Annotated in this window: 14 protein-coding genes; 9 read left to right on the forward strand and 5 right to left on the reverse strand. The window is 63.7% G+C overall.

Annotated elements, in window-relative coordinates:
* Genes ABC766_RS24270 through ABC766_RS24280 form a run of 3 tightly spaced genes read left to right on the forward strand, consistent with a single transcriptional unit; the run spans position 1 to position 2,451 of the window.
* Positions 1-1,014 (forward strand): ImmA/IrrE family metallo-endopeptidase, encoded by a 1,014-nt coding sequence (locus tag ABC766_RS24270; protein WP_081948541.1) that lies wholly within the window; start codon positions 1-3, stop codon positions 1,012-1,014.
* Entirely contained in the window at positions 1,011-1,697 is a 687-nt protein-coding gene (locus tag ABC766_RS24275; RefSeq protein WP_043378441.1) for a C1 family peptidase, read from the forward strand. The genes ABC766_RS24270 and ABC766_RS24275 overlap by 4 nt, the downstream gene beginning before the upstream one ends.
* Positions 1,669-2,451 (forward strand): hypothetical protein, encoded by a 783-nt coding sequence (locus ABC766_RS24280; protein WP_043378438.1) that lies wholly within the window; start codon positions 1,669-1,671, stop codon positions 2,449-2,451. The genes ABC766_RS24275 and ABC766_RS24280 overlap by 29 nt, the downstream gene beginning before the upstream one ends.
* Positions 2,452-2,553: 102 nt before the next feature.
* On the opposite strand, the gene ABC766_RS24285 is transcribed toward ABC766_RS24280, so the two are convergent.
* The 3 genes from ABC766_RS24285 to ABC766_RS24295 form a co-directional block, all read right to left on the reverse strand.
* A complete protein-coding gene (locus ABC766_RS24285; protein ID WP_230365902.1) occupies positions 2,554-3,120 on the reverse strand; it encodes a uracil-DNA glycosylase in 567 nt (188 codons plus the stop codon).
* 107 nt (positions 3,121-3,227) lie between these two features.
* The gene (locus tag ABC766_RS24290) at positions 3,228-4,382 is read right to left on the reverse strand and encodes a nucleoside triphosphate pyrophosphohydrolase family protein (protein WP_230365903.1); all 1,155 of its coding nucleotides are present in this window, start codon (positions 4,380-4,382) and stop codon (positions 3,228-3,230) included.
* Positions 4,383-4,555: 173 nt separating this feature from the next.
* The gene (locus tag ABC766_RS24295; protein ID WP_043378430.1) at positions 4,556-4,798 is read right to left on the reverse strand and encodes a helix-turn-helix domain-containing protein; all 243 of its coding nucleotides are present in this window, start codon (positions 4,796-4,798) and stop codon (positions 4,556-4,558) included.
* A 122-nt stretch (positions 4,799-4,920) separates the two neighbouring features.
* Between ABC766_RS24295 and ABC766_RS24300 the strand changes: the two genes are divergently transcribed.
* The 5 genes from ABC766_RS24300 (at position 4,921) to ABC766_RS24320 (ending at position 12,205) form a co-directional block, all read left to right on the forward strand.
* Positions 4,921-5,436, forward strand: coding sequence for a metallophosphoesterase family protein (locus ABC766_RS24300; RefSeq protein ID WP_043378427.1), 516 nt, complete (start codon positions 4,921-4,923; stop codon positions 5,434-5,436).
* A 149-nt stretch (positions 5,437-5,585) separates the two neighbouring features.
* A complete protein-coding gene (locus ABC766_RS24305; RefSeq protein ID WP_043378424.1) occupies positions 5,586-6,608 on the forward strand; it encodes an IS110 family transposase in 1,023 nt (340 codons plus the stop codon).
* Positions 6,609-7,651: 1,043 nt separating this feature from the next.
* Entirely contained in the window at positions 7,652-8,572 is a 921-nt protein-coding gene (locus ABC766_RS24310; protein WP_043378421.1) for a restriction endonuclease, read from the forward strand.
* A gap of 53 nt (positions 8,573-8,625) precedes the next feature.
* Entirely contained in the window at positions 8,626-10,410 is a 1,785-nt protein-coding gene (locus tag ABC766_RS24315; RefSeq protein WP_043378416.1) for an ATP-dependent nuclease, read from the forward strand.
* Positions 10,376-12,205 (forward strand): ATP-dependent helicase, encoded by a 1,830-nt coding sequence (locus tag ABC766_RS24320; RefSeq protein ID WP_043378413.1) that lies wholly within the window; start codon positions 10,376-10,378, stop codon positions 12,203-12,205. Before ABC766_RS24315 ends, ABC766_RS24320 begins: the two co-directional genes overlap by 35 nt.
* Positions 12,206-12,531: 326 nt before the next feature.
* On the opposite strand, the gene ABC766_RS24325 is transcribed toward ABC766_RS24320, so the two are convergent.
* Both ABC766_RS24325 and ABC766_RS24330 read right to left on the reverse strand, forming a co-directional pair.
* Positions 12,532-12,975 carry a TetR/AcrR family transcriptional regulator C-terminal domain-containing protein gene (locus ABC766_RS24325; RefSeq protein WP_051975898.1) on the reverse strand — a complete coding sequence of 148 codons (444 nt, stop codon included), beginning with the start codon at positions 12,973-12,975 and terminating at the stop codon, positions 12,532-12,534.
* A 470-nt stretch (positions 12,976-13,445) separates the two neighbouring features.
* The gene (locus tag ABC766_RS24330; RefSeq protein ID WP_179239979.1) at positions 13,446-14,024 is read right to left on the reverse strand and encodes a helix-turn-helix domain-containing protein; all 579 of its coding nucleotides are present in this window, start codon (positions 14,022-14,024) and stop codon (positions 13,446-13,448) included.
* On the opposite strand from ABC766_RS24330, the gene ABC766_RS24335 reads away from it, so the two are divergent.
* Complete coding sequence (locus tag ABC766_RS24335; protein WP_043378410.1) at positions 14,008-14,436, forward strand: hypothetical protein; 429 nt, start codon at positions 14,008-14,010, stop codon at positions 14,434-14,436. The genes ABC766_RS24330 and ABC766_RS24335 overlap by 17 nt on opposite strands.
* Positions 14,437-14,502 lie beyond the last annotated feature (66 nt).

Here is a 14,502-nt window from a genome sequence, read left to right on the forward strand (position 1 = left end):
ATGGTCGCGACAACCTACGCAGGAGCGGTCCGGGCCGGTACACAGGCCGCCGCGCGGCTTCATCGGGATCTCGGCATACGATCACGGGTCGAAGCGCATGGGGGCAATGTCGACGTATTCGGATCGATCGGAGCGCTCGACCTGCCACTCCTTCTGCGTCCTCTGCAGGGACTCCTCGGAGCCTATCTGAACGATCCGGCTCCGGGAATCCTCGTGACCACACAGCGCGCCATGAGCATCCAGCGCTTCACGGCAGCCCACGAGCTCGGGCACTTCTCCCTTGGGCACGAGCCCAGTCTCGACGACGAGGGAATTCTGCGGCGCATGCCGATGGCTGGTGAGAGGGCGCCGAAATTCCAGGAGGTCGAAGCGGATGCCTTCGCGGTCGAGTTCATGATGCCGCGTTGGCTCTTCTTCGCACACGCATCGCGTCAGGGCTGGACGGCGAGGGACTTCGTCCGACCCGATCGCGTCTACCAGCTTTCTCTGCGTCTGGGCGCCAGCTACGCGGCGACCTGCTACACGCTCGCGAGGCATCGTCTGATCACCTCCGGACACGTCGACGCGCTCCTCGAGACGAAACCGCGGGAACTCAAGGCCGAGCTTCTGGATCCCTACCGCCCAGACGACTATCGAGGCGACGTCTGGCTTCTCACGGAACGCGACGCCGGAACCCGCATCGATGGAAGCCGCAACGACATCTTCGTGCTCCGCCTGAAGGAGCACAGCGGCGGCGGATATCTGTGGGACATCGATCAGCTCAAAGACAGCGGCTTCGCGATCGTCGGGGACGAATTGTCGGAGCCACCCGAAGACAGCGTCGGCGACAACGTGCTTCGGCGCGTCACGGCCGCGCCGCCGGACGACTTCCGCGGACTGATCGAACTCGCCGAGTTTCGGCCCTGGGATCCCGACGCGCTCCTAACCAAATTGGACGTCGAGATGGACCTGACCGGCCCCGAGGAGGAAGGCCTCTCTCGTGCCGAGCGGCGGAGCTTGCTTGAGGCGGCATGAGCGGCGTCGAGGTTTTCGTAGACCTGCGGCCGCGCTTCGGTCATGCGCGCGATCAGGGCCCCCGGCCGACCTGTCTCGCGTTTGCTGCGAGCGACACCCATGCCGGGGTTCGGCCCGGATGGCTCCCCCTTTCGTCCGAGTACGCGTTTCATCGGGCTCAGACGCGCATGGGTTTCGGTCCGGATGAAGGAGCGACGCTGGCGTCCATGCTGGACGTACTGCGTGAGGACGGGCAGCCGGAGGAGGGCGGTTGGCCCTACCTTCCGGCGACGCCGGTCGATGCTGCGTCCTGGGTCCCGCCGGGCGACGTCGGCCTTCTGTTCAGACGCGGATCCGAACGTCGCCCGGTCGCCTTCGACATCATCGTGGGCGAGATCGAGCGCGGCCAGCCGGTCATCGTCCTGATCCAGCTTTCCCGCTCCTTCTTTCGACCGGATGCGGACGGCATGATCCATCCCGCCACCGGCGAAACGCCGGAGCCGCAGCGCCGTCACGCCGTGGTCGCCGTCGGCCACGGAAAGGCCGGCGGCCATCGTGCGATCCTGGTGCGGAACAGCTGGGGCGCGAAGTGGGGCAAGCGAGGCCACGCTTGGCTCACCGAGACGTTTATCGCCCCGCGCATCTACGCTGCCGCGAAACTGACGGAGGATGTCGTTGTATCTCCCGATCCCCCAGCAGCCTGACTGCATCAGCGCTTGGCGCGAGGCCGTACGGATGGTCGAAGCGCAGCCGAGCCACTGCGCCTACAACGTCGTCCTCGACATCGCGGACCCGACGAGGAACACGACGCTGCAGGATCCAGGCGTCGCTCTGGTCGATGACTTCCTCCGCCAACAGGGTCAACAGGCGGTCGGGACCGTGGCGAACACGATCTTCCCTGCCAGTCTTTACCACCGATACGGTGCCCCGGCCTTCTTCGACGTCTTCCAGGAACGGGTGTTGAGAAGGGTTCGGCGCAACGAGCGGTGGTCTGGCTACTACTTCGAGCGGATGATCGACGTTTCGGTGCCGGAAGGGAAGAGCCCGAATCAGCTTTGGGATATCGTCGGACGGATCAACGACAAAAAAGTCAAATCCCTCAACAAATTCGAGCTTCCATTGTTCGATGCGGCACGCGACGTCGACAATTCACCCTACGGAGGACAATGTCTCAGCTTCCTGAGTTTCAAGGTGGTGCCCGGAGCGAAGAACAGCGGAAAGAAGCTTGGGCTTACGGCGATGTATCGTAACCACTTCTACGTTGAAAAATTGCTCGGAAACCTCATCGGCCTTGGGCGTCTGATGGATTTCGTCTGCCGTGAGACGGGCCTCGATCTCGGCGAACTCACGATCGTCTCCACGCGTGCTGAGGTCGATTTGCCGAAGGGCACCCGTCGCAACGACATCAAGACCCTTCTAAGCCGAGTCCGGGATGCCGGCCAGAAATACGCGGCCTGACCGATGCCGGATCGAGGGGGCGCCGCGACCACGTTCGTCCCGTCGCCGCCGATCGTCTCGGACGGAGTCGCCGGAGCCCTTCCGCAAGGCCCGCATGCGTGTTCAGAAGGGCAGGCTCGCAGGCGTCGGCCGCTCCTTGGTCGTCTGGGCGACACCGTAGAGCGAATGCACGCCAGAGATGAACTCCGCCTGTCCGCCGTAGCTCGGGTGGCGGACGACTGAGAGCGGGATGTCGATACCAGAAAGAGCCAGAGCCGCATCGCGCCCGATCGCGACGATGCGCTTGGGCGCGACCATCGCGATCAAGGCCTCCATGAGGCACCACGTGGCGTCGCGCTCGGCGCGGGTGTGGCATCGGTTCGAGAACGGGTTCTTCGGCTCGTGTGGGTGGAGCGGGAAGACGTTCCATAGGATCGCAGGCTCGCCTATCCGGGCGAGAACACGCCAGATGATCGCCGCGGTGCGCTCGGCGACGACGGGACCGCGGGTGGCGCGCTTGAGGTCGATGCCGCCCATAAGGGCGCCGGCCGGCTCGAGATGGACCTCGTCCGTCAGGGGCAATCCGGTCCGGCGGCCGCCGCGATATCCGAGGTCGCGGGCGATCCAGATCGTATCGACGTTGGCGTCGAGCGCCGCTTCCAGGCAGCGCGTGAGATTGCGTCGACGCACGGTGGCGGCATCGGCGCGATCATGTTCCGGGCAGACGTCTCCGTACGGATTGAAGACCGAGGGCAGCCGAACTTCGGCGAGCGCTGCAGCGAAGGATGCGGGCGTTCTCAAAGCAGGTGCTCGATCGAGAGGCGGTGGTTGACCATGTCGATGTGGATACGCCCGCGCCGATGTTCGCGCAGGAAGCGGAAAGCCGCATAGCCCTGAAGAATGGCTTCTTCCCACATCCAAAGCGGGCAGCGCTCCGCCTCGTAGCCCGCCGCGAACTGGCGGACGTGCTTCAGGAGGTCGAACGGGATGTCGCCGGGCCGAGCGCCGGCGAACAATTCCAGGTCCACTGCCTGCCCGAAGATCCAGGTCGTGATCCCCTCCTCGATCAGGATCGCCCGTGCGCCGTCCTGCGCTTCGTCCACTTTCGGCGCGCTCTTGCGCTTCACCCGGAGCAGGGCCCGGACGACCGGCGACCAGCCGAGCACGGCGACGTAGGCGTAGTGGAAGACGTCGTGGAAGCGGTAGTCGTCCTGAAGCATGGCGTTGTCCGTCAGCCGGTCGCCGATGTTGATGCCGTTGCAACGCTGGTAGACGAATTTGCGCTCGCGGACGTCGCGCTCGAAGATGTCGACGTACAGGTCTCGCGGCAGCTGCTCCGCCGGATCGGACTGCGCATCGAGGGGCACCGGATAGATGCGCTCGTGCGGCCACCTGTCGAAGATCTTCTCCAGGTTCTTCACTGCCGCCGCCTCGAGCGTCACTCCCGCTTCGGTGGCGGCCTCGACCAGGGACCGTGTGATCGATCTCAACCGATCCGCAAGCAGATCGCCTTGTCCGAGCCGCTCCTCGTGCTGGTCGGCGAGCAGCACACCGACCTCGCTGGCAAGCTGGAGAAGCGTCCTTTCGAAAGCCGCGTTCGGCGCGTCCTGATGCGGCATGATCGCGGGCTGGAGGGATGCGAAGGTCGCCGCACCGGTCTGGGTCGGGCTTGCGAAGATCTCCTCCAATCGGAGTCCGCCGCGTGAAGCGACCGCGGTCACGTACCAGAGGACATCGCCGAGTTCTTCGACGACGGCGCTGGCGTATCCGAGATACGAGGCCCGATCACGTTGCTTCTTTTTGACTTCGCTGAGAAGGCTGCCCGTTTCCCCGAAGAGCCCGAGCAGAGGGAACGCCAGCGAGCCACCGTCGCTTCGCTGGTCGGTGGACGAGGCGAGCGAGGCGTAGCCTGCGATCGTGAGAGGTGAGAATTCATCCATCGGCGCAGTCATGGAGAGGATCCTAGCCGTGCGGCCGTAGCCTGTCGCCAGCTACAATGACGGAATCCGCGATGGGCGCTGGTGCCGTCGCAGCGACCGTCGCAATCGATACGATCGCTGCAAACCCGAGCCGCCCTTCGCCGGCCTGGGGTTCCTCGACGAGGATTGGTCGGGCTGAACCGACGTCAGGGGGAGATCGCGCGAACTGCCTTCAGGACCACCGTCGCGTCGATTTCCAACGCGTCCGCGATCTCGAGAAACTCGACCAGATCGATCCGCCTTCCCCCTCCTTCGATCGCGGCGACGACCGATTGATATCGGCCAAGTCGCGAGGCGAGCTCGCTTTGAGTCAGGCCTGATCGCTCACGAGCTTCGACGAGCAGTTCGATCAATCTTCGATGACGTGCGCTTCTGAGGGTCTTGGGCATTGGCCCGTCGGCGGGATCGAGAAAGCCGACCAGCCAGCTAGACCGGATGGAAGATTATCAGAAAATCTGGTTTTCTAAGTGGGCGCCGATCGCGACTCAGCAGGCGCATGGGGGAGGGAGCCATGACCCTCTGGTTCACGGCAGATCACCATTTCGGCCACGCCAACATCATCCGCTTCTGCCATCGTCCATTCGCCGACGTGGCCGAGATGGACGAGGCGATGATCGAACGCTGGAACGCCGTCGTCGAGGACCGCGACGAAGTCTGGCATCTGGGCGACTTCGCCTACCGCTGTGGTCCCAATCGGCAGGCGGAGATCTTCGGTCGCCTACACGGTCGGGCGATCCATCTGGTGCGCGGCAACCACGACCGTGGAAGAACCCTGGCGCTGCCTTGGGCTTCGGTGCAGCACTACGCCGAGATCGACGCGAATGGCCGCCTGCTGGTCCTGTTCCATTACGCATTGCGCGGGTGGAGGGGATCCCGCCGCGGATCTCTGGCTTTGCATGGACATAGCCACGGAGCCTTGCCGAACCTGCCAGCCACCTGCGACGTCGGAGTGGACGTTTGGAATTTCAGGCCGGTTTCGTTGCCCGAAATTCTCCGGAAGATCGAATCCGCTTCGCCACCTTCGTGAGGCGGCGCGGGTGCACGTGGAGCCGCTCTCCGGCCGATCTCGCGGTCGAAGCGGGTCCTTGCCGTTCCCGGGAGCGTTGGGGTGGACGCCCCCTGACGGCATCGGCGTGCCAGAGTGGAGGTGTTGTGACACCACTGCAGGAGGCGTCCATGGGCGAGGTTAGCACGGTCGGAATCGATCTGGCCAAATCGGTTTTCCAAGTTCACGGCTCCGGTCCGAGTGGCGCAGTCGTGTTCCGCAAGAAGCTGCGGCGTGATCAGGTGCTGGCGTTCTTCTCGACACTTCCGCGATGCGTGGTCGCGATGGAGGCGTGCGCCAGTGCTCATTACTGGGCGCGCGAGATAGCCGTGGCAGGTCACGACACGCGGCTCATCCCACCAGCCTACGTGAAGCCGTTTGTGAAGCGGCAGAAGAACGACATGGCCGACGCGGAAGCGATTTGCGAGGCGGCGCAGCGCCCGACGATGCGGTTCGTCCAGGGCAAGAGCGCGCAGGCTCAAGCTGCGGCAGTGGTGTTCCGTACGCGCGACCTGCTCGTGCGTCAGCGGACCCAGTTGATCAACGCGCTGCGCGGGCACCTCACCGAGTTTGGATACGTCGTTCGCCAGGGGGCCGGGCACGTTGGCCAGCTCGTCGCGATCGTCCGCGACCCCACATCTGACGTTCCGGCCGAGGCACGGCCGGTCCTGGCCGTCATCGCGGACAGCCTGCAAGCGCTCCAAGCGCAGATCGCGCGCCTCGACCGCGCGATCGCCCAGCGTGCGAAGGACGATGCCGTGGCTAAGCGGCTGATGACGGTACCGGGTATCGGCCCGGTGGTCGCGACCGCACTGGTGGCACTGGCACCGGCCGCCAGTACCTTCCGCCGCGGGCGCGACTTTGCGGCCTGGCTCGGCCTCGTCCCGCGGCAGCACTCCAGCGGCGGCAAGGAGCGGCTGGGGCGAACGACTAAGATGGGCGAGCGCAGCTTGCGACGGTTGCTGATCCTGGGCGCGAGTTCTGCGACCAAGGTCGCGGCGCGCGCTCCCGACAAAGCTGGGGCGTGGTTGGCCGGTATGCTGTCGCGCAAGCCGCGCATGCTGATCACCGTCGCCCTGGCGAACAAGATGGCGAGGATCGTCTGGGCGTTGATGGCCCGCGGCGGCTCCTACAGAGCTCCGGCCACGGCGTGACCGCCACGGCCTGAGGCGTCAGGGAGGCAGGGAAGGTCAGGCGAGAGGTATGGCGCAACGGTCAGAAGACGGGGTCGGGAAAACCAGTGAACGTCCAAGCGCCTCGAGCGCGCCAAAGCGACTTGGACCCGATCCGCGATCTCCATACAGGCCAGCAGCCGTGAGGATGGCTGCATCGAAAGGCCGGACACACGGAAGCACCTGAACCTGCGCGCACAGATCTCTCAAACACCCCCTTGAATCCGATGGGGCGTCCACACACGGACGTTCAGGCGCATCTTGCCAACTCGCGTAGCCGGCGCATCCAGCGAGTTCGTTGGCGCAGTATGCTAGTTTGTCGCCGCGAGGTCGGGTCCATTGTGATGAGGCGCTGGCACACGAGATCGAAGTGGCAGGTGTCGCGAACTCCGAGCTGCATTGGCCGTATAGCGCGAACTGAACACCTTTCGTCATCGGTGCGGGCCGAATTCGGAGCCTGTGCCACTCCGCCGTGTCTCGCGATTTCTGCCCCCTCATCGCGAGACGTCGGGCAGGGACCGGGCCGGAAATCTTTTCGGAGGCTGACAGCGCCCGGTCCGTTGTCGGATTTTGACAATCCGCTTTCCCGACTTCCGCTGGTAGCCGGGCCGGCCGATGAACTGCGCGGTACCGAACGCGTGGCCCTGCCGCTCGCGCGATCTCATGCGAGGCGAGGCAGTCCGAAGGCAGGTTCGGAGCGGCTCATGCATTCCACGCAGAAATCCGGAGAGCGGTAGAACGCGCCTCGCTCGACCAGGCTTCCGGGATGTACGTCGGAGCGGGCGCCGCCCGTCGGGAGGCGGAAGCGACACTCCTTGTGCACCGCTCGCGTCGGAGGCTCGCTTCGGGGTCTCGAACCCTTTGCGCCGCAAGCTCGTCAGGTTACGCGGTGTGCCACCCGAATCCGCGTCTGCGGCCGAAGCGCGTCGCCCGGCCGTTCGCACAGGCTCGGACGCAGCAAGGAGGTCCCGCGAACAGCGCGGAACGGAGCAGGGCTGCACACGAACATGCGGATAGTCGAACGGATGGAGCAGCTTCGACCAATCGAACTAATTCTCGTCGACGAGCTGTTCGGCATGAGCTCGGGCTACGTGGTTGATTTTACCAACAACACTTTCGCGGATTTCTTCAACCGGGAGGTCGGGGTCGATATCGATGATGGCGCCTACGCGATCTATGGCGGCAGCAAGGGTAAACGCCTCCGCGCATTCTTGACGGTCGGGCAACCGCGGGCGATCGTAAGAGCACTGGCCGCGTTATGGGAATACTGTGAGACGAAGCGAGTCGCTAGCCAGCAGATCGAGATGGCCGTCGATGCACATCGGCGTCTAAGCCTAATCGTGGAGCGATTGGGCGGACCTCTACTTCCAGATTACGAAATCGTTCGGAGCGGCGTCGATCCGAATCCGCCGAACACTCGGAAAGCACTACGTTCGAACGAGCAGGAGTTGCGACGACTTGAGGAGCGCTTTCTTGCTCTTCACGAATTGTCGGATGATCCTCAGGCCCGAGGGCGCCATTTCGAGCGGCTACTTACGGACCTCTACAACGCATGGGACATGGATGCGCGCGGAGGTTTCACCGTTGTCGGCGAGCAGATCGACGGTTCGTTCCAGTTGAATGGCAACACGTATCTGCTCGAGGCGAAGTGGCACCGCGTGAAGACCGACGCCAGTACTTTGCGCGGTTTTCAAGGTAAGGTGAACGAACGTCCGAAATGGACGCGCGGTCTTTTCGTTAGCTTCGCGGGATTCACCGAAGTCGGTCTGCAGGCGTTCACAGTCAGGAAGATCATTCTCGCAGACGGAATGGATATCTACGAAGCGCTGGCCCGGCGCCTCTCGATCCCGGATATCATCGCAGCAAAGATCAGGCACGCGTCGGAAACCCGAAGGTATTTCAAGCGGGTCCGTGGTCTTTTCCTATTGTGGAAGCGACTGCTCTAGGTTACTGATCTTACTCTTGAATTATTTCACTTTAGAGAATCGGATCTAAGCGGATGCTGTTGAGTAATTTCAGCATAAGAAATTTCAGAAATTTTCTACAGGTCGATATCCCTCTCTCGGGAAACATCGTTATCCTGGGGGAAAACCGCATCGGAAAGAGCAATCTCCTGTTCGCGATACGCTTGGTTCTCGATCCTACGCTTCCGGACTCGGCGCGTCAGCTCAAGATGTCGGACTTCTGGGATGGTGCGGCGCCCGACTACGGCAGTCCGATCGAAATCCATCTGGATTTCGCGGAATTCACGACCGATTTCGGTCTGCTCGCCTTATTGACGGAGTATCGTGTCGCCGGCGATCCGACGATTGCGCGACTCAGCTACATCTTCCGGAAGAAGGCCGACGTCGCTGGAATTCCGCAGTCGAGCGACGACTTCGAATTTGTCGTGTTCGGCGGCGGCGAGGAGTCCCGGCCGGTGCCCAGCAAGGTTCGACGCCGGATCGCAATCGACGTGCTCGACGCGTTGCGCGATGCCGAAGGGCATCTCGGCACATGGAGAGGTTCGCCACTGCGCCCCCTTCTTGAGGACGCGATTTCGAGCGTGACCCGCGAGGATCTCGCCGCGGTCGCGGCCGATCTCGACAAGGCCACGAAGACGCTGGAGGCGTTTCCGACGATCAAGGTGCTGGAGAACGAGCTGCGCGCCGGCATCCTTCATCTCTCCGGCGAAGCGCATGATATCGATCCACGTCTGGGATTCGCGCCGTCCGACCCGCTGCGACTGTTCCGGGCGATCGCGATGTTCATCGACGGCGGCAAGCGCGGCATCGCGGAGGCGAGTCTTGGATCAGCCAACGTCGCCCTGCTGGCGTTGAAGCTGGCCGAATTCGCATGGCGCCGGAGGAAGAACGAGCGCAACTTCTCCCTGCTGTGCATCGAGGAACCGGAGGCGCACCTTCACCCGCAGCTGCAGCGGTCCGTCTTCAAGAAGCTGTTCGCTTCTGCGGATGCCGCACAGGCATTGATCGTCACCAGCCATTCCCCGACGCTCGCCGCGGTCACGCCGCTGCGGTCGATCATCCAGCTGAAAGGACGGAACCGGTCGACGCAGGCATTCTCCCTTGCCAACCTGCCGGTGACGTCCGACGAGTTGGACGATCTCGAGAACTACCTCGATGCCACGCGAGCGGAGCTGCTCTTCGCCCGCGGCGTGATATTCGTCGAAGGCGACGCCGAGGAGGCGCTGGTTCCCGTGTTCGCCTCGGCTCTCGGACAAGTATTGGATGATCTCGGCATCACGGTGTGCAACGTCGCCGGCACGAACTTCGGTCCATACGTCAAGCTCGCCGAAGCTCTGGGCATGCCCTACGCGGTGATTACCGACTGGGATCCTTTGGATGGTGCCAAACAACCGCTCGGAAAAAAGCGTGTGATCGATCTCTGGAGCGATGTGCTGAAGGTGCGTGGGCAGCCGCCCATCCATCCCGCGCAGCGGACAGCGTGGGAGGCGCTCCAGTTCGTGTCGTTCGCATCGACCTGGGCCGGTGCCGGCATCTTTCTCAACGAGCAGACATTTGAAGTCTCCGTCGCGAATACGCCGTCGCTGCTGAAGCCTCTCCTCGACATCCTCGATGAGCAGGGCTTCGGATCCACCCGAAGCACCCGCATAGCGAACTGGAGGGCAGGCTCGGCCCCCGTCGACGCGTCGCAGCTGCTGGCCATGGTGGCGGACATCGGTAAAGGCCGGCTGAGCGCGAAGCTCGCGAAAAAGGCGGTTGGTCTGGCTCCACCCGACTACATCACCGATGCAATCCGCTTCGTGGCCGGCCGTGTCCAGTAGTCGGTTGCTTCTTCAGGCGCTCGAGGAACTCGCCGCGAATCCGGAGCAGTCGGCGGCCGTACGCGAGACCGGGCATTGCGTGGTGCTGGCGGGCCCAGGCAGCGGAAAGACCAAGACGCTGACTACCGCAATGGCGCGCGCGCTGGCGGAGGACGTGGTTGAACCACGCGGCGTGGCATGCATCACCTACAACAACGAATGCGCGATTGAGCTCGAAATGCGGCTGGCGCGCCTCGGCATGGAAGCTGGCGACCGCGTCTTCGTCGGTACGGTTCACGGCTTTGCGCTTAGCCAGGTGATCGCGCCGTACGCCCGATGCGTGCCGATCGGACTGCCCGCCGATTTCCGGGTCGCGAAGCGCGCCGAGATGCGCGCGTCGGTGGAAGCCGCCTACGCGGTCGCGATCGCCGGCACGGACGACCCTCATCGCCGATGGAGCTTCGCCTCGGAGAAGCGTCGTCGGGACGTGGATCGCACCCGACCGGAGTGGCGGGGACGCAATCCGGAGCTCGCGATGTTCATCGAAGCATACGAGTTCAAGCTTCGGCAGCAAGGCTTGATCGATTTCGATGACATGCCACTACTGGCCTATCGCATGATCAAGGAGCATGACTGGATACGCGACGCGCTTCGCGCCCGCTTTCCCATCCTGTTCGTCGACGAATATCAGGATCTCGGCCATGCACTGCACGAGCTCGTTCTCCTGTCGTGCTTCGGCGGAGGCATCCGATTGTTCGCGGTCGGCGACGCGGACCAGTCGATATATGGTTTCACGGGAGCGAACCCGGAACTGCTCGAGGGCCTGACCGAACGACCGGATGTGCGAACGATCAGATTGCGCTTCAACTATCGGTCCGGCAGGAAGATCGTCCGCGCCTCCCTAGGCGCGTTGGGCGAGGAGCGCGATTACCGGGAACGTGCAGGCGCGCCCGAAGGCGAGCTCACCTTCTGGTCGACGACCCAGGGCCTCGATATGCAAGCGCGGGCGATCGCCGAGACGGTTGTTCCCAAGCTCGTGGAAAAAGGCATTCCGCTCGACGAAATCGCCGTGCTGTACCGAGCCGCATACCTCGGCGACAAAGTCGCGGACGCCCTGAAGCAAGCCGACATTCCCTTCGTGCGGACGGATGGAAATGCGCTCGTACGACGTAGCTCGCGTCTCGCTCGCTTCATCGAGGACTGTGCGCGCTGGGTCGTCGGGGGCTGGCGGGATGCGGACCCGCGATACAGTCGTCTGATCTATCGAGCATCGCTGCTCGTCTTCGGCAGGCACGCCACCGCCGATGAAGAGCGATTTCTGTCGGAGCAACTCATCGGCTTCCTTCAATCGACGATAGGACATGTCGACGGCACGCATGCTTGGCTGCAACGCTTCGATCGCGAGCTGATATCCTCTTGGCGGTCAATTGGCCGTAATTCGGAGCAGGAGTGGGATGTCTGCGTCGAGATGATCGCCAACACCGATCCGGCTTCGAGTCTCGATATGCCGCTCGGCCATTTCGCCGGCCGCGTGGGCGGAACCGGTCGCGTCAATCTGAGCACGTTGCACAGCGTCAAGGGAAGGGAGTTCGATGCCGTAGTCATGTATGGCGTGAATGCACGAGACTTTCCCAGTGAACGCGACAAAAGGACCGCCGGAGCCCTGCGTGAGACTCGCCGCCTGTTCTATGTGGGAGTTACCCGACCACGGAAAGAGCTTGGGTTGATATTTCAAGAAAATCAACAATCACCCTGGGTGAACGAACTATACCAGAGGAGTAAAGCCGATGACTCGGACGCGGGAGTTGGTCTCTGAAGGATCTGACGAATTGTACCGGTCCTCACCGTTCCGATCGGCTGTCTGGATTCCTGCCGAAAGCATGAGCTGCACCGGACCGGCCTCCGGATTGTCTCGCCGCGCCTGAGGCCGCGCGAGCAACGGGCAACGAACTCCGCCGACAGCCCAGACCTCGACCGCGCCGCGTACCCTGCATGCCGCCCCGCGTGCAGAGGCCGAGATCACCACGAACGCCGACCTTTAACGTTTGTCGACACGGCTCGGGTCGATTTGTTCGCGCGAAGCTTGAAACCCGTCGATACGGGCTGGCGGTCAGATCGGAACCGGCTCACGAACGCGACTGTTCACGTCGGTTCCGCCTGGGACGGAACTCCGGCTCGTCGCGGCCGTCCCTGTCGCTGCGGGCGAACGCCCGCGAGAAAGAGCGCGACGGCTGCCCGACAGCGCTTCTCCTGCGCCTCCGGGTCGCCCTGGATGCCGTACAGCGCCTGCTTGGAACTGCGTCCGGGCACAAGGTTGAGGAACAGGTCCGCGGCGATCTCGACGTCGTCGACGGCGATCTGGCCCCGTGCGGCCATGACCTCCAGGAGCGGTGCAACCGCGCGCACGCCACCCAACCATCCTTCCTCGTAGGCGAGCCGCGCGAGGTTGGGAAACTGCAGCGCTTGCGCGACGATGTAGTGCGTGAGCGTGGCCGATCCTGGATCCTGGCTGCAGGCGAGCAGGAACCGGCTCAATTTGTCCAGCACAGCCTTCGCCTCCTGCGGTGCCGCCTTGAGAGCCTGCACTTCGGCCGCAGACGCGATACTTCGGCCTCAAAGGAACATAGCGTTTTCTTTCATATTCACTTTCCGATGCTCGCCGCGGCGGTTGCCCAGCCGGCACGAAATGCGCGGCGTTGATCGGCCGCCGCGCGCGGGATCATGGACGTCCTGCCGTCCTGCACGCACGAAGTCGCCTCCGGTTTATGAAAGGATCGGAGTTGGCCCACAGCGGCGCTGCCCCAGCGTGCGTGCGGATGGGCGGAGGCTCACCGGAGGATCAAAGCGGCGGCTCTCGGCGAATGCCGCCCCCATCCGGAGCTCGCTCGGGGCCCCGCGCGCCCGCCAACCGCGAGGCGGGCACGGTACGAGGGATGTCGTCTGGGGCTGCACCTCAGGCCGAAGCTCCTCGACTGGCCGCTCGCGCAGCCTCAGGCGACACGAGACAGTTCAGAGAGCGGTGAGAAAATTCCGGTGCATTCCACACCGAAATCACCTCAGCCCTTCATCTCGTCGAACCGCGGCTTCGATCCGTGGGCGAACTTCGAAGTTTTGAAAAGCTTGATGCCGACACCGTCGGCGTCGGCGTTCCGGAATTCTATGCCGCCGGCCGAAAGCGTGGCAACCAAACGCTCGAGGGTTTCGGGCTTCGGTGTGCTGGTACCGAGTTCCAGTCCGGCGATACTTCTCTTGGCGACGCCGGAGCGGACGGCGAGCTCCTTCTGTGTCCAGCCGAGCATCGCCCTGGCGCCTCGGATCTGCGAAGCTTCCACTTTGGCCGCGGAAGATACTTGACGCGGACGCATCTCTGGTGCAGCCTGCGAATCGCTGGAAGACGGAGCCGGAACGCCAATTGCGGAAGGCGTCTGTCCAGAAGACCTGATCTTTGGCCGACCTGCAAGTCCGTCGAAATGGGTCCACGCCGTTGCTACGGCGATTCCTTCGATGCTTGTCGAAGACGACGCGCTTCCTTGGCGCCGCAGGCGAGAGGAAGCGACGGCACCCCGAAACTTGGCAGCCTTGTTCCTCCGCTCCTTCGGCGGATCGGGAGATTGTGCCATGTCGAAGTCGTACACCGGATCTGGTGACGCCATCGTCGGCGGCATCCATGACAGCCTGTGTCGCAGCATCCGCATCGCGGGCGAGCGCATCCGATTGGCCCGCGAACTCGAGATCGTCGCGAGATCGCGCGACGACGTCCTGTCCGTCCTTCCCAGGGGGTTGGAGGACATCCAATCCTACAGGAAGCTCGCCGACCACGGCTTGGCGCACGCAACAGTCCGGCGCGCCCAAGGAACTGTGATCGTCCTGGCGGCGGCCGGTCGCGTCTGGCGGCGGCCGGATCTGAGACGTCGGCTGATCGCGGTCAAGCGCGACGCCCGCCGTATCGGCCGACGCGTCGTGCTCGTCACGGGAAGGGGCTTGCTCCGCTTGGCCGGGTGCAGACGCGACCCGCGAAGCCTCTCGCCGTCCCGTTCCCTGGACTGACCCTTTCGTCGTCCTTCGAGCGGCTTGCTTCGATCCTGGCGCGCGAACGCTATCGAACCTTTCCGG

This window comes from Methylobacterium fujisawaense, assembly GCF_039619325.1.
Classification (GTDB): Bacteria; Pseudomonadota; Alphaproteobacteria; order Rhizobiales; family Beijerinckiaceae; genus Methylobacterium; species Methylobacterium fujisawaense.

Coding starts and splice junctions, on each gene's coding strand:
- ABC766_RS24335 (WP_043378410.1), top strand. CDS start 14,008: ATGTCGAAGTCGTACACCGGATCTGGTGACGCCATCGTCGGCGGCATC.
- ABC766_RS24300 (WP_043378427.1), top strand. CDS start 4,921: ATGACCCTCTGGTTCACGGCAGATCACCATTTCGGCCACGCCAACATC.
- ABC766_RS24290 (WP_230365903.1), bottom strand. CDS start 4,382: ATGACTGCGCCGATGGATGAATTCTCACCTCTCACGATCGCAGGCTAC.
- ABC766_RS24315 (WP_043378416.1), top strand. CDS start 8,626: ATGCTGTTGAGTAATTTCAGCATAAGAAATTTCAGAAATTTTCTACAG.
- ABC766_RS24275 (WP_043378441.1), top strand. CDS start 1,011: ATGAGCGGCGTCGAGGTTTTCGTAGACCTGCGGCCGCGCTTCGGTCAT.
- ABC766_RS24305 (WP_043378424.1), top strand. CDS start 5,586: ATGGGCGAGGTTAGCACGGTCGGAATCGATCTGGCCAAATCGGTTTTC.
- ABC766_RS24310 (WP_043378421.1), top strand. CDS start 7,652: ATGGAGCAGCTTCGACCAATCGAACTAATTCTCGTCGACGAGCTGTTC.
- ABC766_RS24295 (WP_043378430.1), bottom strand. CDS start 4,798: ATGCCCAAGACCCTCAGAAGCGCACGTCATCGAAGATTGATCGAACTG.
- ABC766_RS24270 (WP_081948541.1), top strand. CDS start 1: ATGGTCGCGACAACCTACGCAGGAGCGGTCCGGGCCGGTACACAGGCC.
- ABC766_RS24320 (WP_043378413.1), top strand. CDS start 10,376: ATGCAATCCGCTTCGTGGCCGGCCGTGTCCAGTAGTCGGTTGCTTCTT.